This is a genomic window from Rhizobium sp. USDA 3886, assembly GCF_056279785.1.
On the sequence record NZ_JBWCDC010000001.1, the window covers coordinates 3,669,161 to 3,694,411 of the forward strand.

Here is a 25,251-nt window from a genome sequence, read left to right on the forward strand (position 1 = left end):
GCGTTTGTTCCCTTCGTTGTTATGGCATGCATTTGGCTGGCTGAAGCGGTGTGGACTGCGGCTCGTCGTGGCGCATCCCGGCCCGCAGCAACGGCTTGTCCGGATCGATATCGGGAATGGCGGCAATCAGGGCTGCGGTATAGGCATGCTTCGGCCGCGCGAAGACCTCCTCGGAGGATCCTTCCTCCACGATCTCCCCCTGATACATGACGACGACGCGCTCGCAGAGATTGCGCACGATGGCGAGGTCGTGAGCGATAAAGATCAGCGTCAACTTCATCTTTTCCTTGAGTTCGCGGAAAAGATCGATGATCTGTGCCTGGATGGTGACGTCGAGAGCCGCCACGCACTCGTCGGCGATGATGAGCTTCGGGTCGACTGCGAGCGCCCGCGCGATTCCCGCGCGCTGGCACTGGCCGCCGCTCATACTGCGCGGCTTGCGATCGGCGAATTCGCGCTCCAGTCCGACGAGATCGAGCAATTCGCCGATCCGTGCCGGGATGTCCGCTGCCGCGATCTTGCCGTGCACCTTCAACACTTCGCCAAGCATGCTGCCAATCGTCAGTCGAGGATTGAGCGCGTTATAGGGATCCTGGAAAACCATCGCTGTCTCGCGGCGCAGTTTGGCAAGGCCGGCGGCCTTCTGCTGTGCGATGTCGATGCCGTCAAACGTCACATGTCCGGAGGAGATCGGTGCGAGTCCCAGAACTGCCCGTGCGAGCGTACTCTTGCCGCTGCCGGACTCTCCAACGATGCCGACAGTTTCGCCGGGCATTACGCGCAGGCTGACACCGGAGACGGCACTCACGCTCTTGCCGCTTCCCTTGAAAAGGCTGCCGCCGACTTTGAAGCATACATTCAGGTCGTCGACTTCGAGAAGAGGTTTGGTGACGCTGCTCGCCTTAATTACCTCGGCAGGAGCGGAGTCGGGCATGGACGGGTGGCTGTTGATCAGATTGGTCGTGTAGGGATGCTGAGGCTTGGAAAGGATCGCACGTTTCGGCCCCTCCTCGAGCAGCTTGCCACCGCGAAGCACGGCAATCCGGTCACAAGTCTGGGCGACGATGCCGAGATCGTGGGTGATGAGAATGATGGAGAGGCCACGCTTGTCGCGTATTTCCATCAGCAGTTTCAGGATTTGAGCCTGGATCGTTACATCCAGCGCCGTAGTCGGCTCGTCGGCGATCAGGATTTTCGGATTACATGAAAGCGCGACACCGATCATCGCACGCTGGCGCATGCCGCCTGAAAATTCATGCGGATAGCTATCATATTGCCGAGCCGGGTCAGGAAAGCCGACTTGGCTCAGAATTTCCGTCGCGGCAACGCGCGCGCCTCGCGCATTCAATCCATGATGATAGCGGATGCCTTCAGCGATCTGGTCGCCTATCCGCATGACCGGATCGAGATGGCTTGTCGGATTCTGGAAGATCATCCCAATTTCGCTGCCGCGAACGGCCAGCATCTCGGCGTCGCTGACCTTCGTCAGATCGCGGCCTTCGAGGAGAACAGACCCACCTTCGATCCTGAGAAGCGACGACGGCAGCAGCCGCACCAGCGAACGGCAGAAAAGGCTTTTACCCGAACCGCTTTCGCCGACGAGACCGAGGATTTCGTCCTTGCCGAGATCAAGCGACACGGCGTCTATCAGGGTGCGTGTACCGGTGTCGAGATGGCCCCTGATGGTCAGGTCGCGGACGGAAAGGACGGGGGCGCTCATTCGTGGACCCCAAGCAATTCGCCGAGCCCGTCGCCAAGCATGCTGAAACCGAAAGCAAGGCAGACGATGGAAAGGCCGGGAAAGAGCGTGATCCACCAGGCCGTCGTGATGAAGCTCTGGCCTTCCGCGACCATGACGCCCCACTCGGCAAGCGGAGGCTGTACACCAAGGCCGAGATAGCTGACGGCCGCGCCGCTCAAGAGCACAAGCGTCGCATCCGACATCGAAAAGACAATCGACCCGGCGACCGCATTCGGCAGCAGATGGCGGAACATGATGCGGAAGCGGCTGAAGCCGAGGCTGACGGCAGCGATGGCGTAATCGGCGATCTTAAGCGTCAGCATTTGAGCCCTGATCAGCCGCGCATAGGAGACCCAGCCGACCAAGGCCATGGCGATGTAAAAGCTCCCCAAGCCCGGCCCAAGAATGGCGATGATCGAGAGCATCAGCACCAGGAAGGGAAATGCGAGGATGATGTCGACGAGCCGCATGAACAGCGCATCGACCGCGCCGCCGAAGAAGCCCGCGATCGTGCCGACGGCGGTCCCGATCAGGAACGGAAAGAGGACGCCGATCACCGCGATCTGCAGGTCGATCCGTGTGCCCCAGATGACGCGCGAAAGAATGTCCCGACCGAAATTGTCCGTGCCGAACGGATGGAGAAGAGAAGGTGATTGGAGACGAACATCGGCATTCTGGAGGATAGGATCATAGGGCGCAATGAGAGGCGCGCCGATCGCGAGCAGAAGGAAGAACAGCAATATGCCGCCGCCGATTGCGAGCGCGAGCCGCTTGCCGAAAAACCGGCGCCAGCTGAAGGGGGAGGGCTCGATCGCCTGGACGCTCATAGCTTCACCCTCGGATCGGCGGCAACCGTCACGATGTCGGCGATGAAGTTGACGAGTACGGTGGCGCACGCGAAAACCATGGCGACACCCTGGACGACCATATAGTCGCGGGAGAAGATGGCACGCACTAGCAACTGTCCCATGCCGGGCAGTGCAAAGATGCTTTCCAAAACGACCGTTCCACCGATCAGCCAGCCGACATTGACCGCCAGCAGGTTGATTGTCGGAACCAAGGAGTTCGGCACAACGTGGCGCCAAAAGACGATGCTTTCCGGCATTCCGCGCGCCCGCGCCGCCGTCGCGACATCCGACTTCAGGGCTTCGACCATTGCAGCACGCAGGCTACGAGTCAGTACTGTGGAGAGGGAAAGCGCAATGGTGAGGCTCGGCAGGACGAGATGCGCCAGTTTATCGCCGATGCTACTGCCATAGCCGGAAACTGGCAAAACGCCAAGTTGGACGCTGAAAAGAATGATCAGCATTAGCCCCAGCCAGAAAGGGGGAAAGCCGATGCCGAAAGTCGAGATAATGCGAACGACATGATCCGGCGCCCGGCCGCTGTTGCGAGACGCGATCGCGGCCACGGGAATGGCGATTGCAACCGACAGAATCACGCTGGATATCACGAGCGCCGTCGTTGGTTCGATGCGCGTCAGGATGAGTTGGAGAACGTCTATCTTGTAGAGGATGGACCTGCCCATCTCACCATTTGCGAGATTTTTGAGAAAATAGAAATATTGCAGCCAGAGAGGCTGATCGAGCCCGTATTGTGCGCGGACGTTCGCGAGGGCCGAGGGCGTGGCGCGGGCGCCCAGGATGACACGCGCGGGATCTCCTGGAATAAGTCGCACCAGAATGAAGGTGATGACGCTGATGCCGAAAATGACCGGCAGGAATTGCAGCGGTCTTGTCAGAACGAACTTATAGCGATGCATGGCAGCGATCGCCCTCCTGCCTTCGTCCGGTTTTGATCGCGTCTTCTCGCATCAGTCCGCCCTATGACGCGAGAGGAAACCGAGAAGTGCGGGATAGTAGTCTCCGGGATTCTCATAAAAGGGCATATGGCTTGCGTTGGCAAATACCTTGAGTTCGGCGTCGGGCAGCGCAAGCTTCATACGCAGCGCGCACGCGGGTGTCAGTTCGTCATGTTCGCCGGTTGTGATCAGCACCGGGACTTTAATGCGATGGAGGTCGGGAATGCGGTTCCAGTCCTTCAGATTGCCGATATAGAGAAATTCATTCGGTCCCTGTATCGTCGTGTAGGGTCCCATATTCCAGTCGTCGAGCGACCGGCGCACCGGCACCGGCCATTCCGGCAGGCGGCAGACGTGCCGATAGTTCAGGATCGTTACAGCGGCCAGATATTCGGGATGATCGTAGGTTCCCTGCGCCTCATGCTTCTGCATCATCGCGACGGTTTCGGGACCGAGTGCGGCTCTCAGCCGCTCCAGCTCGGAGACGAGGTGCGGCATGTCGGCAACGGTATCCTCGAGAATGAGTGTTCGAAGATTTTCAGGGTAGGTGAGGGCATAGTCGATAGCTAGCCAGCCGCCCCAGGAATGACCAAGCATGTGGACCTTGCCAAGGCCGAGTGCTTTCCGCACTGTCTCGGTTTCCTCGACATATCGGCCGATCGTCCAAAGCGAGGCATCCTCCGGCCGATCAGAGAAGCCGGTGCCGAGTTGGTCGAACGTGACGACGCGATAGCCTTGATCGATGAGGCAGGAATGCGCCTCACGCAGATAGTCACAGGGAAGGCCGGGGCCGCCGTTCAGGCAGAAGACGGTCTCACTGCCGTTGCCGAGACTATAGGCGACCACGCGATAGCCGTCGACTTCCACTTCAAAGCGGTCGTCTGGCTCTATCTCTCGCCACATTATGGCTCTCCAGCAAAGATTTTACTTGCTCAACATTTGGGCGTGGCTAAATTTTTACCAGAAGAGGCGAACCAGGCTAGCTATAAGAAGTGATAGGTCGCCCCAAACGTTGCGCCGCGAGGTTCGTTATGCTCGACGAAATTGGAACGATCAGACGGCAGTTCACCGCTCATTCGACTTTGGATGGCCGGATCGATCAAGTGTTCGAAGCAATGAAACACCTGGGCTACGAAGCGCTGATCTATGACTATACGCCGGTCGCCTTCGATCTTGACGGCGAGATCATGATTCCGTCGCTTCTGAAACTGCGCAATATTTCAGAGGACATGCACGAATACTGGTGCAATCGCGGCTACTTTCGCATCGATCCGGTTCAGCAGGTAGCGCTCCGCACATCGGCTCCCTTCTTCTGGAACTATGATGCGGACGCCGACACGCTCATCAGACGCTTCATGAGCAGGGATACGGAACCGGTCGCGCGCTATCTCGGCGAGCGGGATATGTCGACAGGCGTCACTGTTCCCGTTCATATGCTGCATGGCGACTACGCGACAGTGACAGGCATACGTTTCGGGGCCAAACGGGATTTCGAGATGGATGCTCTGCGCTATATCGCGGATTTCAGTCTTCTCGCCCACGTTTTCCATGAAACCGCTTACGGGCTCTTCGATGCAGAGGCACGCAGCGTCGGCAAGATCCGGCTGACCGAGCGCGAGCGCGAATGCCTGCGCCATTCCGCGGAAGGCTATTCCGCCAAGGAGATTTCCCGCATTATCGAGCGTTCGGTTCCGACGGTCGTCATGCATCTCAATGCCGCCGCCAAGAAGCTTGGTGCTAAAAACCGTACCCAAGCGGTGGTGCGTGCCACGCATTACCGTATGCTTGAAGACCAGCCATCCTATAACTTGTGATAGCTGCCGCAGGCCCGAACGCCACGTTATGTTTCCATCGCCCCTAGCAACAGATGGAGAATGTCGTGGCTGCTGTGATGTCGAAGGAAGCCTATTTGCCCTTTCGGGAGTATAGCACTTGGTTTCGGGTTACAGGATCGCTCGATAGTGGCAAGCTGCCTTTGATCGTGGCCCATGGCGGACCAGGATGCACGCATGATTACGTCGATTCCTTCAAAGATATATCCGAGCTCGACGGCCGTCCGGTCATCCACTACGACCAGCTTGGAAACGGCAATTCGACCCGTCTGCCGGAGAAAGGTCCGGATTTCTGGACAGTCGCTCTTTTCCTCGAGGAACTCGACGCGCTGCTGGGGCACCTGGGCATTCACGAGCGCTATGCCTTTCTCGGCCAGTCCTGGGGCGGCATGCTGGGTGCCGAACATGCCGTGCGCCGGCCAAAGGGTCTCAAGGCGCTCATCATCGCCAATTCGCCGGCCAACATGCATACCTGGGTCGCGGAAGCCAATCGGCTGCGCAAAGAGCTGCCTAAGAAGGTCCAGGATACGCTGCTGCAACATGAGCTGGCCGGCACACTTACCGACCCGGACTATATTGCCGCCTCGCGGGTCTTCTACGACCGCCATGTCTGCCGCGTGGTGCCCTGGCCACCCGAAGTGGCTCGTACTTTCGCAATCATGGACGAGGATAGCACGGTCTATCGCAACATGAACGGTCCGACGGAGTTTCACGTTATCGGTACGATGAAAGATTGGACGATCGAAGATCGCCTCGATCAGATCCACGCTCCCACGTTGGTGATTTCCGGGAAATACGACGAAGCGACGCCAGAGGTGGTCAGGCCGTATTTGGAGCGCGTTCGCGGCTGCGAGTGGGTGCTCTTCGAAAATTCCAGCCATATGCCGCATGTCGAGGAAAAAGAGCTTTGCCTTGCCACGATATCCCGCTTCCTCTCACGGCATAATTGAGCGGTTGAGGCCAGCCGTCAGGCAGTCCAATAGCCTCTATTAATCGCCGAGCTGGTGCGCCGAGCTACCCTCCATTAGTATGAGAAGCATTCGTTTGACACGCGAATAGTTTTCGTTTTAACTTCAATCACTTTCGAATTGCGCGCTGGACGCAAATCGAATCCGGCACACGGGGAGGGGTTAAAGTGGGCCAAACATATCACGACCTCTTCGTGATAGGCGGTGGGATCAACGGCTGCGGCATTTGCCGGGATGCTGCTGGGCGCGGCTATTCGGTGGCGCTGGCGGAGATGGGCGACTTTGCCTCCGGGACGTCGTCCGGGGCGACGAAGCTGATCCATGGGGGCCTACGCTATCTCGAGCATTACGAGTTTCGGCTGGTGCGCGAATCGCTGATGGAGCGCGAGATCTTGTGGGCGATGGCGCCGCACATCATCTGGCCGCTGCGCTTCGTGCTGCCCTATCAAAAGGGCGGTATCCGGCCGGCCTGGCTGATTCGGCTTGGGCTGTTTTTCTACGACCATCTCGGCGGCCGCAAGCTTTTGCCGCCGACCGCCGTGCTGAACCTGCGCCGCGATCCAGCGGGCCGGCCGCTGAAGCCGGTGTTTGCCAAGGCCTTCGAATATTCCGATGGCTGGGTCGACGATGCCCGCCTGGTGGTGCTCAACGCCCGCGACGCTGCCGACCGAGGGGCGCTAATTTTGCCGCGCACCAAGGTGGAGGCGGCGCGCCGTAAGAACGGCCTATGGGAAATCGACGCCTGCGACATGCGGACCGGCGAGACCAGCCGGCATCAGGCCCGCATGCTGGTCAATGCTGCCGGTCCGTGGGTCGATCAGGTGCTGCGTGCAGCCCTTGGCGAAACCGAGGCCCGGCATGTGCGACTGGTGCAGGGCAGCCACATTGTCGTCAGGAAGAAGTTCGAAGGCCCGCGCGCCTATTTCTTTCAGAACCCCGACAACCGTATCATCTTCGCCATTCCCTATGAGGACGACTTCACGCTGATCGGCACCACCGACCGCGACTACACCGGCGATCCGCAGGATGTGCGGATCTCTGACGAGGAGACCGGCTATCTCTGCGCCGCCGCCAGCGAGTATTTCCAGGCGCCAGTGCATCCGGAAGACATCGTCTGGAGCTATTCAGCAGTGCGTCCGCTCTATGACGACGGCGCCTCGAAGGCGCAGGAGGCGACGCGCGACTACGTGCTGAAGCTCGAGGGTGGAGCGGACGAGGCGCCGCTGCTCAATGTCTTCGGCGGCAAGCTGACCACTTACCGGCGGCTGTCGGAGCACGCGCTGGAGAAGATCGGCGAGACGATCGGCGCCAAGGGGCGCCCCTGGACGGCAAAGAGTCATCTGCCGGGCGGCGATTTTCCGGTCGAGGGCTATGCGGTGGAGGTGAACAGGCTGCGGGCCAACTATCCATTCCTGGCAGAGGCCCATGCCCGCCGGCTTACCCGCCGCTACGGCACCCGGGCCACCGAGCTGCTCGGCCAGGCGAAATCCATCGCTGATCTCGGCTGCTGTTTCGGTTCCGATCTCTACGAGGCCGAGGTCCGCTATCTCGTCCGTACCGAATGGGCCGTCACCGCTCAAGACATCCTGTGGCGCAGGACGAAGAAGGGGCTATATCTATCAGCGGATGAGGTACAGAAATTGGAGGAGTACATGGCCGTGATCCCTGCGAACCTTGCGGGATGAAGCGGCATGTCGTCCCCGTCGTGAGGAGGCACGGGAACCGGAATGCTTGAACTGCGGAATGCCGCCAAGATGGTGGGTGGCGAATACCATATTCACCCGACCGATCTGACACTTGAACGGGGTACGCTGAACGTCCTGCTTGGACCGACGCTCTCCGGCAAGACATCGCTGATGCGTCTCATGGCTGGACTTGACCGTCCAACCAGCGGCTCCATCCATTTCGACGGTGCCGATGTGACCGGCGTGCCGGTGCAGAAGCGCAAAGTCGCGATGGTCTACCAGCAATTCATCAATTACCCCGCATTGACGGTCTATGAGAATATCGCCTCGCCGCTCAGGATCGCTGGCCGGGACGCGAAAACGATCGACGCGGAAGTGCGCAAGGCTGCCGACCTCCTGAAACTGACACCCTATCTCGAGCGCACTCCGCTCAATCTGTCGGGCGGGCAGCAGCAGCGAACGGCGCTTGCGCGCGCCCTTGTCAAGAACGCAGGTCTCGTGCTGCTCGATGAGCCGCTTGCCAATCTCGATTACAAGCTGCGCGAAGAACTGCGCCAGGAACTGCCGAGGATATTTTCCGAATCGGGTGCGATTTTCGTCTATGCGACGACGGAACCCTCGGAAGCCTTGCTGCTTGGCGGCAATACCGCGACTCTCAATCAGGGACGCGTGACGCAATTCGGTCCGACGATTTCCATCTATCGACGCCCCGCCGATCTGGTGACGGCCAAGATCTTTGCCGATCCGCCGCTGAATTTCATCACGGTTTCGAAAACAGGCGCGAGCCTCCAACACAATGGCCAGATCGGCATTCCGGTGCCGGCACATCTTGCAGCGATTGCGGACGGCCCGGTCACGATCGCGTTTCATCCGCACCATCTTGCCTTAACGCCGCAGACTAAGGATGCGCCTAAGCTTCGCGGCAGGACGCAGATTTCCGAAATTACCGGTTCAGAGAGCTTTATCCATCTGGATTACAGCGGCGTGCGTTGGGTCATGCTGGCGCACGGCATTCACGATATCGAGCCTGACACGGAGATCGACGTGTTCCTGGACACGCGTCATTTGATGGCGTTCGGCGAGGACGGCCGCGCCATCGCCGCCACGCAGCTGGCGGCATAGGGGGATAGAATGGCACGAATCACGCTCGACCATATCCGCCACGCCTACGGACCCAATCCGAAGACGGACGAGGACTATGCCCTGAAGGAAGTCGATCATGAGTGGACCGACGGCGGCGCCTATGCGCTTCTTGGACCATCAGGATGCGGAAAGACGACGCTTCTCAACATCATCTCCGGCCTGCTTCAGCCTTCGCACGGGCGCATACTCTTCGGCGGCCAGGACGTAACGACGTTATCGACGCAAGCCCGCAACATCGCGCAGGTCTTCCAGTTCCCCGTCATCTACGACACCATGACGGTCTACGACAATCTCGCCTTTCCGCTCCGCAACCGCGGCGTTGCCGAGGCCGAAGTCGATCGGCGCGTTCGCGAAATTCTTGAGATGATCGATCTTGCGGACTGGGCCAAGCGCAAGGCGCAGCGGCTTACGGCCGATCAGAAACAGAAAATTTCGCTTGGCCGCGGTCTGGTGCGAAACGACGTCAATGCAATTCTCTTCGACGAGCCGCTGACCGTCATCGATCCGCATATGAAATGGATGCTGCGGTCGCAATTGAAACGGCTGCACAAGCAGTTCGGTTTCACGATGGTCTATGTGACGCATGACCAGACGGAGGCGCTGACCTTCGCCGACAAGGTTGTCGTCATGTATGAGGGAGAAATCGTGCAGATCGGCACGCCGGCCGAACTTTTCGAACGCCCGAGCCACACCTTTGTCGGCTATTTCATCGGTTCGCCGGGCATGAACGTGATGCCGGCAGAAGTTTCAGGCAATCTCGTGAAAGTCGGCAGCGAGACGATCAATCTCGGCTATGCACCGAAAACGGATGGTGCGGTCAAGATCGAACTTGGCATCCGCCCCGAATTCATCCGTCTCGGCCGCGAGGGGATGCCCGTTTCGATTTCGAAGGTCGAGGATATCGGCAGGCAAAAGATCGTTCGCGCGCGGTTTGCGGATCAGCCGATTGCGATCGTCGTGCCGGAAGATGTTGAAATTCCAGCGGATGCGCGCGTCAGCTTCGATCCGGATGCGATCAGCATCTACGCCGGTTCGTGGCGTGTCGGCAGGGAGGGCTGATCATGGAAAAGACCTGGAACAACAAGGCTTGGTTTCTCGTCCTGCCGGTATTGCTGCTCGTTGCGTTTTCGGCGGCCATTCCGCTGATGACGGTCGTGAACTATTCCGTTCAAGACACGTTCGGCAACAACGAGTTCTTTTGGGCCGGCACCGACTGGTTCGATGACATCCTGCATTCCGACCGCTTCTGGGAGGCTCTGCAGCGAAACCTGCTGTTCTCCTTCATCATCCTGGCGCTTGAAATTCCGCTCGGCATCTTCATCGCGCTCAACATGCCCAAGAAGGGCCTCGGCGTTCCCGTCTGCCTGGTGCTGATGGCGCTTCCCCTCCTCATCCCATGGAACGTGGTCGGCACGATCTGGCAGGTCTTTGGACGTGTCGATATCGGGCTGCTCGGCCACACTCTGGAGGCGATGGGGCTGGACTACAACTATGTCCGCGACCCTATCGATGCGTGGATCACGATCATCGTTATGGACGTCTGGCACTGGACCAGCCTCGTCGTGCTGCTCTGCTATGCCGGTCTCGTTTCGATCCCGGAGGCCTATTACCAGGCTGCGAAGATAGACGGCGCTTCGCGCTGGTCCGTCTTCCGTTATATCCAGCTGCCGAAGATGAAGCGCGTGCTGCTGATCGCGGTGCTGCTGCGCTTCATGGACAGCTTCATGATCTATACCGAACCCTTCGTCGTCACCGGCGGCGGACCGGGCAATTCCACGACATTCCTTTCCATCGATCTCGTGAAGATGGCGGTCGGCCAGTTCGATCTCGGGCCTGCAGCCGCGATGTCGATCGTCTATTTCCTGATCATCCTGCTGCTCTCGTGGATTTTCTACACGGTCATGACCAGCAGCGACGCGAATTCTTGAGAAAGGGGAGGGCCATGGAAACGACGATGAAATACAAGCCAGCCGGCAACTTCTCCTGGGTTGTCTCGACGATCTACATCATCTTTCTGCTGCTGCCGATCTATTGGCTCATCAATATGAGCTTCAAGGAGAATGCCGAAATCACCGGCGTCTTCTCGCTCTGGCCGCAGAATCCGACGCTCAGGAACTACCGGGTGATCTTTACCGATCCTTCCTGGTATAATGGGTATATCAATTCCATCATCTACGTGGCGATGAACACGGTGATCTCGGTGCTTGCGGCGCTGCCGGCGGCCTACGCCTTCTCCCGCTACCGTTTTCTCGGCGACAAGCATCTGTTCTTCTGGCTGCTGACGAACAGGATGGCGCCACCCGCCGTCTTCGCGCTCCCTTTCTTCCAGCTCTATTCGGCGTTCGGCCTCATCGACACGCATATCGCCGTTGCTCTAGCGCATTGCCTCTTCAACGTGCCGCTGGCGGTCTGGATCCTGGAAGGCTTCATGTCGGGCGTGCCAAAGGAAATCGACGAGACGGCCTATATCGACGGCTACTCGTTCCCGCGCTTCTTCGTGAAGATCTTCATGCCGCTGATCGCAAGCGGGATCGGCGTCGCAGCCTTCTTCTGCTTCATGTTTTCGTGGGTCGAATTGCTGCTTGCCCGCACGCTGACGACCACGGCCGCAAAGCCGATCTCGGCGATCATGACGCGCACGGTTTCAGCGGCCGGCATGGATTGGGGCGTGCTGGCTGCTGCCGGTGTGCTGACGATCGTGCCGGGCGCGCTCGTCATTTATTTTGTTAGGAACTACATCGCCAAGGGCTTTGCTCTTGGACGCGTTTGAGGGGAGATCGGCATGAATTTTTCCTGGATGGCGTGGACGCTACCCACGGCACTATTCTTCCTGACGATCCTCGTGCTGCTGATTGGCATGAGTGTATGGGAGTATTTTGCGCCGGGAGGCTCGCCGCGGGTCGGCGTGCTGCGTTTCGAAACGACGCGCGGGGACCGGCTCTTCATTTCGCTGCTCGGTGCAGCATTCATTCATCTCGCATGGCTGGGCCTTGTCGGGCCCAACCTGTGGTGGGCTCTTGCCCTCGCCGTAGTCTACGCCATCGGCGTGTTCCGCTACGTGTGACGGCAGGGTAATACAGATGGCTGGGGTACTGGCCGCCTGAGACGTGAAGACTGCAATCGCAAACCCTGGGAGGATATTATGCGACGGCATTTACTAGCGACAACAGCAGGCATCTTGCTGGCCATGGCGGGCTCCGCCTATGCCGGCATGGATGAAGCAAAGGCATTTCTGGACAAGGAAGTCGGCGATTTATCGACGCTTCCCCGCGCGGACCAGGAAAAGGAAATGCAGTGGTTCGTTGATGCGGCAAAGCCTTTCGCCGGCATGGACATCAAGGTCGTCTCCGAAACGATCACCACGCATGAATATGAATCGAAGGTACTGGCACCGGCCTTTACCGCAATCACCGGCATCAAGATCGCCCACGATCTCATCGGCGAAGGCGACGTCGTTGAAAAACTGCAGACGCAGATGCAGTCGGGCGAAAACATCTATGACGCCTATGTCAACGACTCCGACCTGATCGGCACCCATTGGCGCTATCAGCAGGTGCGTAACCTCACGGACTGGATGGCGAACGAAGGCAAGGACGTTACCAATCCTGGCCTCGACATCGCCGACTTCATCGGCACCTCGTTCACGACCGCGCCGGACAAGAAGCTCTACCAGCTTCCCGACCAGCAGTTCGCGAACCTTTACTGGTTCCGCTACGACTGGTTCAACGACGAGAAGAACAAGGCCGACTTCAAGGCGAAGTACGGCTACGATCTCGGCGTGCCCGTCAACTGGTCGGCTTACGAGGACATCGCCGAATTCTTCACCGGCCGTGAAATCGACGGCAAGAAGGTCTTCGGCCACATGGACTACGGCAAGAAGGACCCGTCGCTCGGATGGCGGTTCACGGACGCCTGGCTCTCCATGGCCGGCAATGGCGACAAGGGCATTCCGAACGGCTTGCCGGTCGACGAATGGGGCATCAAGGTCGACGAGAATTCGCGTCCTGTCGGTTCCTGCGTTGCCCGCGGCGGCGACACCAACGGTCCGGCTGCGGTCTACTCGATTTCCAAGTACCTCGATTGGCTGAAGGCCTACGCGCCGCCGGAAGCACAGGGCATGACCTTCTCGGAGTCCGGCCCGGTTCCGGCCCAGGGCAATATCGCGCAGCAGATCTTCTGGTACACGGCGTTTACGGCGGATGCCGTCAAGAAAGGCCTGCCGGTTGTCAACGAGGACGGCACGCCAAAGTGGCGTATGGCTCCGTCGCCGCACGGCGTCTACTGGAAGAACGGCATGAAGCTCGGCTATCAGGACGTCGGTTCCTGGACGCTCATGAAGTCGACTCCGGAAGACCGCGCGAAGGCAGCATGGCTTTACGCGCAGTTCGTGACGTCGAAGACCGTCGACGTGAAGAAGAGCCATGTGGGTCTGACGCTCATCCGCGAAAGCTCCATCCGGCACGACAGCTTCACGAAGCGCGCGCCTGAGCTCGGCGGTCTGATCGAGTTCTATCGCTCGCCGGCCCGCGTGCAGTGGTCGCCGACCGGTACGAACGTGCCGGACTATCCGAAGCTGGCACAGCTTTGGTGGCAGGCGATCGGCGATGCGTCGTCGGGCGCTAAGACCGCGCAGGAAGCCATGGACTCGCTTTGCGCCGAGCAGGAAAAGGTACTGCAGCGCCTGGAACGCGCCGGCGTCCAGGGCGATATCGGCCCGAAGCTCGCCGAAGAGCAGGATCTCGAATACTGGAACAAGGATGCCGTCGCCAAGGGCAACCTCGCTCCGCAATTGAAGGTCGAGAACGAGAAAGAGAAGCCGGTAACGGTCAATTACGACGAACTGGTCAAGAGCTGGCAGTCGAACTGATCGTCATCGGGGAGCGGGCCGGAAGAACGAGGCTTCCGGCCCGCTCCGCAACTGCTATTGCGGCCATATTCGTGCGCATGCCAAGAGGCGGCGTCTCTATGAAAGCGCGCCGATTGCATTCCTGACGGCCGCAGCACTCAACCGCCGCGGTTTGTACTCGAGCCCCACTCTCCCTTCATACCCTTCCTCAAATAGCCAGTTGAGGCGGTGCGGCAGATCGATGCGGCCGGAGCCGGGTTCGTTACGGCCCGGGTGATCCGCGACGTGGACATGGAACACGCGCGAAATCCGGTCGCCGATCACATCCTCCGTTCGCTCATCCATCACGGCCGAATGGTAGATATCGTATACGATTCCGATTTCGGGGCGCTCGACCTCGTCGGCGATGTCGAGGCCTTCTCGGGTGGATTCCAGAAAATGGCCGATATGGTCGATGCGGGTATTCAGTGGCTCGACGCCGAGGCGCACGCCCGTGCCCTTCAGAATATCGGCGCCGGCACGCAGCGCGTCCGTCAGCGCAAGGCGCTGCTCCTGCCGCGAGCGGCCGGGAAGATCGTCACCTGCCTGTGCAATGAGGATGGGAGCGCCGATCTGCTGTGCGGCTTTGACCGAAGCGGCCAGTCCTTCTAGCCACTTTTCCTTGTTGGCGGAATCTGTCAACGGAATCATCGGTTCTGTTACGATGCTGGATACGGCGAGGCCGGTTTGCTTGAGGGTAGCGGAAATGGCGCCGAGATCCTTGTTCGTCCAACGCCAGAACTCGATTGCCGGCAAACCGGCCCTCTTGGCGCGATAGATGCGGTCTTCGAAACGGTCACCGGGTTCGACGAACAGCCATTCGATGCAGGCTGAGTATTGGCGCATAATGAATCCCTCCCTGGTGCCTTAGCAATGCGCCAAATGCCCTGTAGCGGCAAAGCGGATTTTAGCGACGTTCATCGCATCGAACAGATTGCGGCGGCATCAGGATAAACAACCGGTGCTTTTGCTCCATCCGGGAACAAGCCACCTGTTTCGGGCGTTTCCAGCGCATAAATTCAAGGCGTTGGACAGCGAATGACCGACTTTCGAGCCGTATCCGATAACCATAAGACAACCAAAGCAATTGATTATATCACGACGGTCGCGCGCCGGGGCCGCCCCGCTCTTCCGGCCATTCCGGGCGGCATTATCCGCAAGGGACGGAACGTCTGGCGAACTGGCAAAGCGGATAAGGTGGCTTTTCTCATTGACGGCGCTGCCTATTTCGCGGCGCTCGATGAGGTGCTGCGGCAGGCGAGGCATTCGATCTGGATCATCGGCTGGGATCTTGATCCCGACATCCGGCTGAAGCCAGATCAAAACCCGGAGACGCTCGGCGAACTTCTGCTGAGGCTTGCCGATGACAATCCAGGGCTGCAAATCCGGATATTGATCTGGGGCATGGGGCCGGTTTATTCCGGCAAATCTTTGAAGCTTTTTAAAGGAAGCGGCTTCTCTACACATCCGCAGATCAGCCTGCGTTTCGATCTGAGCCATCCTTTGCGTGGCTGCCACCATCAGAAACTGGTTTCCGTTGATGACAGCATTGGTTTCCTCGGTGGTGTAGACCTGACCGCCCGGCGCTGGGACGAGCCGGACCATCGCGCCGACAACCCCCTTCGAAAAGCTCCCGACGGGGTGCCATACGATCCTGTTCACGATATACAATCGATGGTCTCAGGCAGCGTTGCCCGGCTGATCGGCGACGTGTGCCGGCGGCGGTGGAAGCAAGCGACCGGCAAGCCAATCGAGCCCGCTCCGGAGAGCGGCGTGCCATGGCCGCGTACATTCCCTCCGGAAATGGAGAAGGTGACGGCGGCGATTGCTCTCACCGAGCCCGGACTGATCGGTAAACGTGGGCGCTTCGAAGCCTTCGGGCTGACGCGCGATGCAATAAACAGCGCAAGGAAATACGTCTATATCGAGACCCAGTATCTTGCCTCCTTCGGCGTGGCGAGGGTGATCGCGAAACGCCTCAAGGAGGCCGATGGCCCGGAGATTGCGGTTCTGGTCACGAAGAGTTCGCACGGACTGATCGAAAAACTGATGATGGGCCATAACCGCGACCGGCTGATCCGCAGGCTGAAGCGCATCGACCGCTACGACCGGCTGCACGTGATGTACGCGGTGGTACCGGACGGGAAGGGCGGCGAGCAGGAGATCGTCATCCATTCGAAGCTTATCATCGTCGACGACCGTTTCATTCGCATCGGCTCATCGAACCTCAACAATCGTTCGGAAGGGCTTGATACCGAATGCGACCTGGCGATCGAGGCGGAAAGCGCTGCTCAGCGGCAGGCGATAACGTCACTTCGCCACCGGCTGATTGCCGAGCATCTCGACGCGACGGCCGATGCCGTAAGAGACATCGAAGCGGCGAAGCGGTCGTTGCTCAAAGCCATAGCGGCGCTGAATATTCGCGAGCGCGGCCTTCGTCACTTTGCGATCGACATCGCGCGAGGCGAGACGTCGCCGGTCATCGGAACTGCTTTCGTGGATCCGCGGCGGCCTTACCGGCCGCTACAGAAGCTGCGTCTGCGCGTGAGTCGACTGTTGAGAGCGATCTTCTGACGAAACCTGCTTTCGTTTCGGGATGACGGCCTCGCTGATTGCGAAGACCGGCAGGCCGATCAGCAGCGGAATTAGAAAGTAAATCGCCCTGAATGCCACCAATGCGCCTATCGAAGCGGCTCCGGGCAGGACATAGCTGACTGTCGCCTCAATGACGCCCAAACCGCCAGGCACGTGGGCGATGAGGACCGCGATATTGGCAAGCACGTACGCCGTGGCCGTCTGCACGTAGCTCGTCTCGCCTTGGGCGGCCAGCATCTGATGCAGGCAGGCTGCGACGAAGACGAAGTTCAGTGTGCCGATGACGACCTGGCCCAATGCGAGCTTCGGGCGCGGCATTTCGAAGGACCATTTCCAGAGATGCAACGGCGTGCGGATGACGACGGACAGAACGATATAGACCGCGGGGAGGCTGAGACAGACGCAGCCGAGGGCGAACAGACCGGCCGGGCTGAGTTTCAGGAGATTTGCGGCATCCTCCGGATTGATGAGCAGGACGATGCCCGCAAGGGTTGAAAGGCCGATGCCGACGGTCGCGCCGCAAAACAGGATGACCTTCGCAACCTCCTCGGCATTCAAGCCCCAGCGTGAATAGAAACGGTAGCGCACAGCGCCGCTGCTGAGCGCCGCAAGGCCAAGATTATGGCCGATCGAGAGGCTTGTGAAAGAGGTAAGGGCAGCCTTCGGATAGCTCAGCGGTTTGCCTGCATAGCGGAGCGCCATCCAGTCGAAGCCGGTCAGGCAGAGATAGGAAGCGGCCGCGAAGCCGAGGCTACCGAGAATACGGGTCCCCGGTATTGCGCGGATCGATTCCATGACATCGCTCAACGTGTAACGGCTGAAGACCCTATAGAGTAGATAAGCCGCAAGCATCAGGCAGAGAACGAGAGCTGCATTGATAAGCACGCGCTTGATGGACATGAATGCGCCGTTTCGTTGGAGTCCCGGAGATGGAACGAAACAGGCTGAAAGCAAGTTCCCCCGGGATGAGCACATTCTCCTCTGTTCTGCCGGGATCAACCGGCAAGGAATTGAAAATCCTGACCTACAACGTGCATAGCTGCGTCGGCACCGACCGGCGGATCGAGCCGGCGCGCATCGCCGATGTGATCGCGGAAACCGGCGCGGATATAATTGCGCTGCAGGAACTGGATGTCGGCCGCAAACGCACAGGCAGCATCGACCAGGCTCACATGATCGCCTCGCTTTTGAAGATGGAATCGCATTTCCATCCGGCGCTGCATGTCGAGGAGGAGCAATATGGCGATGCCATTCTCACTGCGATGCCGACCCGGTTGATGAAAGCCGGGCCGCTGCCCTCGGTAGGCGAGATGCGGGGGGCGATATGGGTGCAGATCCAAATAGGCGGAATTCATCTGAACCTGCTCAATACGCATCTCGGCGTCCGTGGCATCGATCGGGTGCGGCAAGTGACGACGCTGCTCGGCAAGGAGTGGATTGGAAGTCAGAAATTCCAGGCGGCTCCTGCGATCATCTGCGGCGATCTCAATGCCGTCCCGTCATCACCAGCCTACAAAATGCTGGCTCGACATTTCCGCGATACGCAGTTGCTTGCTGCGCGGCGTCCGCGCCCGACCTATCCTTCCCGGCTACCGATCCTGCGGATCGACCATATTTTCGTATCGGACGGGCTTGGCGTGACATCTGCGACAGTTACCGCGACACCGCTCGTGCGCCGGGCTTCGGATCACTTGCCGCTTCTGGCGACCATCTTACCGGGTGCAGCCATCAAGCGAAGGGAAATGTCGTTTCAAGCAGTGGCCGGAAGCGGCCGCTGAAGTCAATTATTTTCAATAATTTATACAACAAAGCCCGATTTTTCTCACGACTCGAGAAAGACTTGACGCCGTCCGCTTTATAACGCTTTAAATTGTCAACCGTGACTGGGAGAGTTGCGGGGCATGTCTGTCGCTTCGATTGCGGGAGACATCGGCGGACGAGGAGGGTCTCGCCGCTTTACTTGCGAACGGGAGGAATATCATGCGCAAGTTTTTGGGCACGGCAGCCGTTGCTGCCGTGATGATGGCAGGCACGGCAGCCTACGCGGCCGACGTGAAGGAGGTCCAGATGCTGCACTGGTGGACGTCCGGCGGTGAGGCTGCGGCGCTCAACGTGTTGAAGGAGGACCTCTCCAAGGAAGGCTTTGCCTGGAAGGACGTGCCGGTGGCCGGCGGTGGCGGCGATGCTGCCATGACCGCGCTCAAGGCCATGGTTGCGGCGGGCACCTATCCGACCGCCTCGCAGATGCTCGGCTATACAGTGCTCGACTACGCGCAGGCAGGTGTCATGGGCGATCTAACCGAGACCGCGAAGGCGGAAGGGTGGGACAAGTCTGTTCCCGCGGCTCTTCAGAAGTTCTCCGTCTATGACGGCAAATGGGTTGCTGCTCCGGTCAACGTGCACTCGGTCAACTGGCTTTGGATCAACAAAGCCGTCATGGAAAAGATTGGTGGGACTGAGCCGAAAACCTTCGACGACCTGCTCGCGCTGCTCGAAAAGGCCAAGGCTGCTGGCGTCATTCCGCTCGCGCTTGGTGGCCAGAACTGGCAGGAAGCGACGATGTTCGATTCGATCGTGCTCTCCACTGGCGGGCCGGAATTCTACAAGAAGGCCTTCAACGACCTCGATGAAGAGTCGCTGAAATCAGACACGATGAAGAAGTCCTTCGACAACCTTGCCAAGATCAAGGAATATGTCGACCCGAACTTCTCCGGCCGTGACTGGAACCTGGCGACCGCCATGGTAATCAAGGGCGATGCACTTGTTCAGGTCATGGGCGATTGGGCCAAGGGCGAATTCGTGGCGGCGAAGAAGACGCCGAATACGGATTTCCTTTGCTACCGCTTCCCGGGCACGGACGGCAGCGTGATCTACAACTCCGATATGTTCGGCATGTTCGATGTGCCGGATGACCGCAAGGCCGCGCAGGTCGCGCTTGCCACAGCCACGCTCTCCAAGAGCTTCCAGTCGGCCTTCAACGTCGTCAAGGGCTCGGTGCCTGCGCGCACCGACGTTCCCGATACCGACTTTGATGCTTGCGGCAAGAAGGGCATTGCCGACCTCAAGGCTGCGAACGAAGGCGGCACGCTGTTCGGCTCGCTGGCCCAGGGCTATGGCGCTCCTCCAGCGGTTGCCAATGCTTACAAGGACGTCGTGTCCAAATTCGTTCATGGACAGATCAAGACGTCTGATCAGGCCGTGGAAGAGCTCGTCAAGGCAATCGACGACGCCAAGTAAGCTGCTGTCGGTCAAGGATCCTTCCCCCGCGCATGCGGGGGAGGCGTTTTTGTCACAGATACGGCCCTGGGAGGGGACGATTTTATGAACACTGTCGCGACCCCCGAGATCAACGTGAAGTCGGAGCGCAGAATAGGCAATTCCATCCGCTCCCGCATGCAGGATGTCCTGCCGAAGATCGTGCTGGCGCCGAGTTTCGCCGTCACCGTGATCTTTGTTTATGGGTTCATCGTCTGGACCGCCTATCTGTCCTTCACCAATTCCAAAACATTCCCGTCCTATGCGCTGACAGGACCGCGCGCCTATCAAAGGCTATGGCGCTGGACGTTTGAGACCGATCCGCCGTCGAGCTGGTATACGTCGATCACCAATATGGGAATTTTCGGCCTTCTCTATGTCGGAATCTGTCTGGCGCTCGGCCTGTTCCTGGCAATTCTGCTAGACCAGAAGATCCGCGGCGAGGGATTGCTGCGGCCGATCTACCTCTATCCGATGGCGCTTTCCTTCATTGTCACAGGCGTTGCCTGGAAGTGGTTTCTTGATCCTGGACTCGGCCTTGAGCAGACACTGCATCAATGGGGCTGGACGAGTTTCCATTTCGATTGGATCAAGAACAAGGATTTCGTCATATATACCGTGGTGATCGCCGGCGTCTGGCAGGCTTCCGGTTTCGTCATGGCGATGTTTCTTGCGGGTCTGCGTGGTATCGACGGTGAGATCATAAAAGCCGCCCAGATCGACGGGGCATCGACCTTGCAACTCTACAGGCGCATCGTTATCCCAATGCTGCGACCGGTCTTCCTTTCGGCCTTCATCGTGCTCGCCCATATGGCGATCAAGTCCTATGATCTTGTCGTCGCGCTGACGAGCGGCGGTCCCGGGGGTTCGGCCTGGCTGCCTTCCAATTTCATGTATGAATACACGTTCAAGCGAAACGAAATGGCCGTCGGCTCGGCGAGCGCAATCATCATGCTGATGACGATCTCGGCGATCATCGTGCCCTATCTCTATTCCGAACTGAGGGAAAAGGCGCGATGAGTACCGTTACCTCTTCGGCAACTGCCATAGCGCGAGGCGGCAATGGCCGCCGGTGGGTCAGTCGCACCGTCATCTACGGCCTGCTGCTGATCTTCGCGATTCTTTATCTGATGCCCCTCTTCGTGATGCTGGTCACCTCGTTCAAGACCATGGACGAGATCCAGAACGGCAACATGCTGGCGTTGCCTCAGTCGCCGACCTTCGATCCTTGGTTGAAAGCCTGGGGCGAAACCTGCGTTGGCCTGACCTGCGCCGGCATCAAGGGCTATTTCTGGAACTCGATCAAGATGGTCGTTCCTGCCGTGGCGATCTCCACCATCATGGGCGCGCTCAACGGCTATGTGCTGACCAAATGGCGCTTTCCCGGCGACAAGCTGGTGTTCGGCCTGATGCTTTTTGCCTGCTTCATTCCGTTCCAGTCGGTACTGCTGCCGATGGCGACGATCCTCGGTGCACTCGGCCGCTTCGGTGCCACGCTTCAGAACGCCACGGGCATGAGCTTCGGCTTCGGCAATCCGACTGTCAATCTGGTCTTCGTGCACGTTGTTTACGGCTTGGGCTTCACGACGCTGTTCTTCCGCAATTTCTACGAGGCCTTTCCGACTGAACTGGTCAGGGCCGCACAGGTTGACGGCGCCAGCTTCTTCCAGATTTTCCGTCGCATCATGCTGCCAAATTCGCTGCCGATCATCGTCGTCACAGTGATCTACCAATTCACCAATATCTGGAACGACTTCCTGTTCGCTTCCGCCTATGCCGGTACCGGTGAATCCATGCCGATGACGGTGGCGCTCAACAATGTCGTGAATACCTCGACCGGTGTGGTCGAATATAATGTCAACATGGCCGCTGCGATGATCGCCGCCGTGCCGACGCTCATCGTCTATGTCCTCGCCGGCCGCTATTTTGTGCGCGGTCTGATGGCGGGCGCTGTCAAAGGGTAATCCATGGCTTTCCTTGAAATATCCGGCCTAAAAAAGCGCTTCGGCGCCGTCGACATCCTTAAGGGGATCGATCTGGAGCTTGAAAAAGGCGGCTTCCTCGTGCTGGTTGGCCCATCCGGCTGCGGCAAGTCCACTTTGCTCAACACTATTGCCGGCCTGGAGTCGATCACCTCGGGCGATATTCGCATCGATGGCCGCAGCATTAACGGTCTTCATCCCTCTAAGCGCGACATCGCCATGGTGTTCCAGTCCTATGCTCTTTATCCGAATATGACGGTCGCGGGAAACATCGCCTTCGGCATGGAAATCCGCAAGGTGCCGAGAGAGGAGCGCGAAAAGGCGATCACGGAAGTGGCCGACATGCTGCAGATCGGTCATTTGCTCGACCGCAAGCCAAGCCAGCTTTCCGGCGGCCAGCGCCAGCGCGTCGCCATGGGCCGCGCGCTGGTGCGCAATCCGCAGGTCTTCCTTTTCGACGAGCCGCTATCAAACCTCGATGCGAAGCTGCGGGTCGATATGCGCACAGAGATCAAGCGGCTGCATCAGCGTATGAAGACGACGATCGTCTATGTCACGCATGACCAGATCGAGGCGATGACGCTGGCAACGAAAATCGCCGTCCTGAAAGATGGAGTGCTGCAGCAATTCGGCACGCCCGCTGAGATCTACAACAGGCCGGCCAATATCTTCGTTGCCGATTTCATGGGATCACCGGCGATGAATCTTCTCAACGCCACAGTGGAAACCAGCGCCGGCGGCCTGCAGGTCTCGCTCGACCGGCCGAATGGTGCGGCGCTGAAACTGCCGGTTCCGGCTGGCAACAACGGTCTGGCCACCTATGCCGGCAAGAAGGTGATTTTCGGCATTCGTCCGGAAGCGCTGACCGATCCAGACGGCGCCGACCGCAAGGCAAAGTCGCTGGCGGAAGGCGATTGTGCGATCGAGGTCGTCGAGCCCGCCGGTTCGGACACTTTCGCCGTGACCAAGCTTGGCGGCAAGTCGGTCATCGCGCGGCTGCGCGCCGATGCCGGTATTCAGCCTGGCCAGAGCACCCGCCTTGCCTTCAATCTCGACAAGGCGGTGTTCTTCGATCCGGAGAGCCAACGCCGGATCGCGTGACGTCGTCAGACGGCCGTTATATGTACGGTGACGGATGCAAAGCGGGACGAAGCTGCCTCCACCGTGATGTTGCCGGTGAGTCCGGTTGCTTCCAGCCAGCAACCAGCCGTGCCGCCCCGCAGCGGAACAGTGGAGGGGCCGATGATCTTGGCCGGACCATCGACGCGCAGTGTCACGCTGTCATGCAGGAAGGGAAGGCGCTGGCCATATTGGTCCAGCGCACGGATGATGACGCGCGTCGTGTCGCGCTCGCGGGCTTTCAGCGATCCGCTGTCGGCTGCCACTTCGAGCGTCGTCGGCAGCGGATCGGCAGCAAGCCGTAACCTGGCAACGGGCTGGCCATTGATATAACCCGTAAAATCCCCGTCGAGCCATTCAATCCCCCATGTGCCAAGCTCATCCGCCGTGAAAAGCCGATGATCCAGCACGACAGGCGGGTGAGGCAGATGCGGGTAGTTTTCACGATCGGGGCCGATGCGCTTGGTGATCGAGCCGTACGTCAGCTCGACTTCATCGCAGTTCGTAAGAATGATCAGCGGCAGGACGCCGCCAATATTGCGTTCCCCGCGAGCCCAGAAGGTCACCGGCTTCATGATAATCTCGTCGGACGGATCGCACTGGCTGGAATACACATAGGCGGCGAATTTCGGCTCGCGGAACATGTCGAGCACGCCGTGATAGCAGATGCGGTCGCCCGAGCCGAAGTCCTTGTGGGTGTTGTAGTCGAACATGCACCAGCCGATCGCACCTGAAATATCCGGATCGCTGTAGACGGCGTTCAGCACCTCAAGGTGACGGCGCACATGCTCTGCCTGGCGGGCTTCCTGATCGTAGATCTTGGTCGGATGCATATGGCCGTTGAACTCGGTGATGAGGTACGGCACCTTGCGATCGAGACCGGTGTTCTCCTGCTGGCTGCGAAGTGCCGTGCGCGGGCGGTTGGCGCCTGGCAGTTCCTCGTTGCCGAGGATGAAGTCGTTCATCGTATAGACGTCTTCGAGCAGTTCGCTTTCCGTGATGTAGCGCACGCCGCCGGTCTGGCGGGTCGCGTCGAGATCGCGGGCGAGCCGGTTGGTCTCGACGTAGAACTCGTGACTATCCTGCGATTCGTTGATGCGCACGCCCCAAATGACGATCGACGGGTGGTTCCAGTCGCGCTCGATCATGCGGCGGACGTTGCGGATCGATTCCTGCTGCCACTCCGCATCACCGATATGCTGCCAGCCGGGAATTTCCTCGAAGACCAGAAGGCCGATGCGGTCGCACTGGTCCAGGAACCATTTCGACTGCGGATAGTGCGAAGTGCGGACGATATTGCACTTCAGCACCGATTTCATGATATCGGCATCGCGCTCCTGCGCCGAGCGGCCGGCCGCGTAGCCGACATAAGGAAATGCCTGGTGGCGGTTCAGGCCACGCAGCTTCAGCGGCTTGCCGTTAAGCAGGAAGCTGCTCGCTGTGAACTCGGCGGTGCGGAAACCGAAATGCGACGACAGGCGGTCGGAGCCGTGGCTAGTTTTCAGGTCGACGGCGATCTCATAGAGCGTCGGGCTGGAAATATCCCAGAGCGAAATGTCCGTCAGGTTTTCGAAGGAAAGCGTCACGTCTTCGCCCGTCGTATCGCCGCTCGCGGTTGCGATGACGGTGCCGGATGTATCCTTCAGTGAGGCAGTAACCGTGCCGAGAAAGGCAACGTTTTGCGAGTTGGCGAGATCGCAGCGGACACGGACGGATTTGACGTCGGAGAGGACATCTGTCGTTTCAATCTTGAGATTGCGGATCGAGACGGCGCCGGTGACTTTAATCCAGGCGTCGCGATAGATACCGGCATAGGTCAGATAATCAATACGGCCGCCGAAGGGTGGAATTGCGGGGTTCTCGCTGCCGTCGACCTTTACGGTGATCAGGTTGTCGCCCTTGAGAACCTTGCCTGTGAGGCGGGCCTCGAAGGGCGTGTAGCCGTCCTTGTGGGCGATGATCTCTTCGCCGTTCAGGTAAACGACGCTATCGGCCATGGCGCCATCAAAGACGATCGACACTTCGCGACCTTCGAATTCCGGGAGCCAGCGCAAGATCTTCTGATAGGTAAAGGCGCGCTGATAGAGCTTCTCGTCAAAATAGTTGAAGGGCAGTTCGACGGCAGTGTGCGGCAGGCTGACGCTTGCCGTGCCATCGAAGGCATCGAGAAACTGCTGGCCAAAGCCTTCGTGGAAACTCCAGGATTCATTGAACGAGACGACGGACCGCATCCCGGACTCCTCTT

General features: G+C 59.2%; 22 protein-coding genes. 15 read left to right on the forward strand and 7 right to left on the reverse strand.

All coding sequences use genetic code 11. The features are described 5' to 3' along the window. Window positions 1-19: 19 nt before the first annotated feature. Genes ACZ9BX_RS18450 through ACZ9BX_RS18465 form a run of 4 tightly spaced genes read right to left on the reverse strand, consistent with a single transcriptional unit; the run spans window position 20 to window position 4,445 of the window. A complete protein-coding gene (locus tag ACZ9BX_RS18450) occupies window positions 20-1,720 on the reverse strand; it encodes a dipeptide ABC transporter ATP-binding protein (protein ID WP_476219456.1) in 1,701 nt (566 codons plus the stop codon). Further along, the gene (locus ACZ9BX_RS18455) at window positions 1,717-2,568 is read right to left on the reverse strand and encodes an ABC transporter permease (protein ID WP_476219459.1); all 852 of its coding nucleotides are present in this window, start codon (window positions 2,566-2,568) and stop codon (window positions 1,717-1,719) included. Before ACZ9BX_RS18455 ends, ACZ9BX_RS18450 begins: the two co-directional genes overlap by 4 nt. Then, a complete protein-coding gene (locus ACZ9BX_RS18460) occupies window positions 2,565-3,503 on the reverse strand; it encodes an ABC transporter permease (RefSeq protein ID WP_476219460.1) in 939 nt (312 codons plus the stop codon). Before ACZ9BX_RS18460 ends, ACZ9BX_RS18455 begins: the two co-directional genes overlap by 4 nt. Before the next feature lie 51 nt (window positions 3,504-3,554). After that, window positions 3,555-4,445, reverse strand: coding sequence for a proline iminopeptidase-family hydrolase (locus ACZ9BX_RS18465; RefSeq protein ID WP_132562916.1), 891 nt, complete (start codon window positions 4,443-4,445; stop codon window positions 3,555-3,557). A gap of 128 nt (window positions 4,446-4,573) precedes the next feature. Here ACZ9BX_RS18465 and ACZ9BX_RS18470 point away from each other — a divergent pair, with 128 nt between their 5' ends. The 9 genes from ACZ9BX_RS18470 to ACZ9BX_RS18510 all read left to right on the forward strand — a co-directional run bounded on the left by ACZ9BX_RS18470 (window position 4,574) and on the right by ACZ9BX_RS18510 (window position 14,037). Next, window positions 4,574-5,356 (forward strand): helix-turn-helix transcriptional regulator, encoded by a 783-nt coding sequence (locus ACZ9BX_RS18470; RefSeq protein ID WP_476219462.1) that lies wholly within the window; start codon window positions 4,574-4,576, stop codon window positions 5,354-5,356. Window positions 5,357-5,409: 53 nt separating this feature from the next. Then, window positions 5,410-6,324, forward strand: coding sequence for a proline iminopeptidase-family hydrolase (locus ACZ9BX_RS18475; RefSeq protein WP_476219464.1), 915 nt, complete (start codon window positions 5,410-5,412; stop codon window positions 6,322-6,324). A gap of 185 nt (window positions 6,325-6,509) precedes the next feature. Beyond that, the gene (gene glpD, locus ACZ9BX_RS18480; protein ID WP_476219466.1) at window positions 6,510-8,027 is read left to right on the forward strand and encodes a glycerol-3-phosphate dehydrogenase; all 1,518 of its coding nucleotides are present in this window, start codon (window positions 6,510-6,512) and stop codon (window positions 8,025-8,027) included. Window positions 8,028-8,069: 42 nt separating this feature from the next. After that, on the forward strand, window positions 8,070-9,149 hold the full coding sequence (locus tag ACZ9BX_RS18485; protein ID WP_476219468.1) for an ABC transporter ATP-binding protein: 1,080 nt from the start codon (window positions 8,070-8,072) through the stop codon (window positions 9,147-9,149). A 9-nt stretch (window positions 9,150-9,158) separates the two neighbouring features. Next, entirely contained in the window at window positions 9,159-10,229 is a 1,071-nt protein-coding gene (locus ACZ9BX_RS18490) for an ABC transporter ATP-binding protein (protein ID WP_476219469.1), read from the forward strand. Between the two features lie 2 nt (window positions 10,230-10,231). Beyond that, window positions 10,232-11,098: a carbohydrate ABC transporter permease gene (locus ACZ9BX_RS18495; RefSeq protein WP_132562904.1), complete on the forward strand. Its 867-nt coding sequence runs from the start codon at window positions 10,232-10,234 to the stop codon at window positions 11,096-11,098. A 14-nt stretch (window positions 11,099-11,112) separates the two neighbouring features. Further along, the gene (locus tag ACZ9BX_RS18500; protein ID WP_086995466.1) at window positions 11,113-11,940 is read left to right on the forward strand and encodes a carbohydrate ABC transporter permease; all 828 of its coding nucleotides are present in this window, start codon (window positions 11,113-11,115) and stop codon (window positions 11,938-11,940) included. A gap of 12 nt (window positions 11,941-11,952) precedes the next feature. Further along, window positions 11,953-12,234, forward strand: coding sequence for a DUF2160 domain-containing protein (locus ACZ9BX_RS18505; RefSeq protein ID WP_027507881.1), 282 nt, complete (start codon window positions 11,953-11,955; stop codon window positions 12,232-12,234). Between the two features lie 78 nt (window positions 12,235-12,312). Beyond that, window positions 12,313-14,037, forward strand: coding sequence for an ABC transporter substrate-binding protein (locus tag ACZ9BX_RS18510; protein WP_027507882.1), 1,725 nt, complete (start codon window positions 12,313-12,315; stop codon window positions 14,035-14,037). 96 nt (window positions 14,038-14,133) lie between these two features. Here ACZ9BX_RS18510 and ACZ9BX_RS18515 read toward each other — a convergent pair whose 3' ends face one another. Further along, complete coding sequence (locus ACZ9BX_RS18515; RefSeq protein ID WP_476219471.1) at window positions 14,134-14,901, reverse strand: TIM barrel protein; 768 nt, start codon at window positions 14,899-14,901, stop codon at window positions 14,134-14,136. A 192-nt stretch (window positions 14,902-15,093) separates the two neighbouring features. Between ACZ9BX_RS18515 and ACZ9BX_RS18520 the strand changes: the two genes are divergently transcribed. Then, entirely contained in the window at window positions 15,094-16,629 is a 1,536-nt protein-coding gene (locus tag ACZ9BX_RS18520; RefSeq protein WP_476219472.1) for a phospholipase D-like domain-containing protein, read from the forward strand. Here ACZ9BX_RS18520 and ACZ9BX_RS18525 read toward each other — a convergent pair. Next, on the reverse strand, window positions 16,579-17,550 hold the full coding sequence (locus tag ACZ9BX_RS18525) for a lysylphosphatidylglycerol synthase domain-containing protein (RefSeq protein ID WP_476219473.1): 972 nt from the start codon (window positions 17,548-17,550) through the stop codon (window positions 16,579-16,581). The two genes, ACZ9BX_RS18520 and ACZ9BX_RS18525, sit on opposite strands and share 51 nt — an antisense overlap. A 65-nt stretch (window positions 17,551-17,615) precedes the next feature. On the opposite strand from ACZ9BX_RS18525, the gene ACZ9BX_RS18530 reads away from it, so the two are divergent. The 5 genes from ACZ9BX_RS18530 to ACZ9BX_RS18550 all read left to right on the forward strand — a co-directional run bounded on the left by ACZ9BX_RS18530 (window position 17,616) and on the right by ACZ9BX_RS18550 (window position 22,988). Then, a complete protein-coding gene (locus ACZ9BX_RS18530) occupies window positions 17,616-18,428 on the forward strand; it encodes an endonuclease/exonuclease/phosphatase family protein (RefSeq protein ID WP_084606370.1) in 813 nt (270 codons plus the stop codon). A gap of 202 nt (window positions 18,429-18,630) precedes the next feature. After that, window positions 18,631-19,887 carry an ABC transporter substrate-binding protein gene (locus ACZ9BX_RS18535; RefSeq protein ID WP_132562894.1) on the forward strand — a complete coding sequence of 419 codons (1,257 nt, stop codon included), beginning with the start codon at window positions 18,631-18,633 and terminating at the stop codon, window positions 19,885-19,887. An 84-nt stretch (window positions 19,888-19,971) separates the two neighbouring features. Next, window positions 19,972-20,925, forward strand: coding sequence for a carbohydrate ABC transporter permease (locus ACZ9BX_RS18540; protein ID WP_476219474.1), 954 nt, complete (start codon window positions 19,972-19,974; stop codon window positions 20,923-20,925). Further along, on the forward strand, window positions 20,922-21,869 hold the full coding sequence (locus ACZ9BX_RS18545; protein WP_476219475.1) for a carbohydrate ABC transporter permease: 948 nt from the start codon (window positions 20,922-20,924) through the stop codon (window positions 21,867-21,869). The genes ACZ9BX_RS18540 and ACZ9BX_RS18545 overlap by 4 nt, the downstream gene beginning before the upstream one ends. Before the next feature lie 3 nt (window positions 21,870-21,872). Beyond that, complete coding sequence (locus tag ACZ9BX_RS18550) at window positions 21,873-22,988, forward strand: ABC transporter ATP-binding protein (protein ID WP_476219477.1); 1,116 nt, start codon at window positions 21,873-21,875, stop codon at window positions 22,986-22,988. Between the two features lie 5 nt (window positions 22,989-22,993). Here ACZ9BX_RS18550 and ACZ9BX_RS18555 read toward each other — a convergent pair whose 3' ends face one another. After that, window positions 22,994-25,237 carry a glycoside hydrolase family 2 protein gene (locus ACZ9BX_RS18555; RefSeq protein ID WP_476219478.1) on the reverse strand — a complete coding sequence of 748 codons (2,244 nt, stop codon included), beginning with the start codon at window positions 25,235-25,237 and terminating at the stop codon, window positions 22,994-22,996. Window positions 25,238-25,251 lie beyond the last annotated feature (14 nt).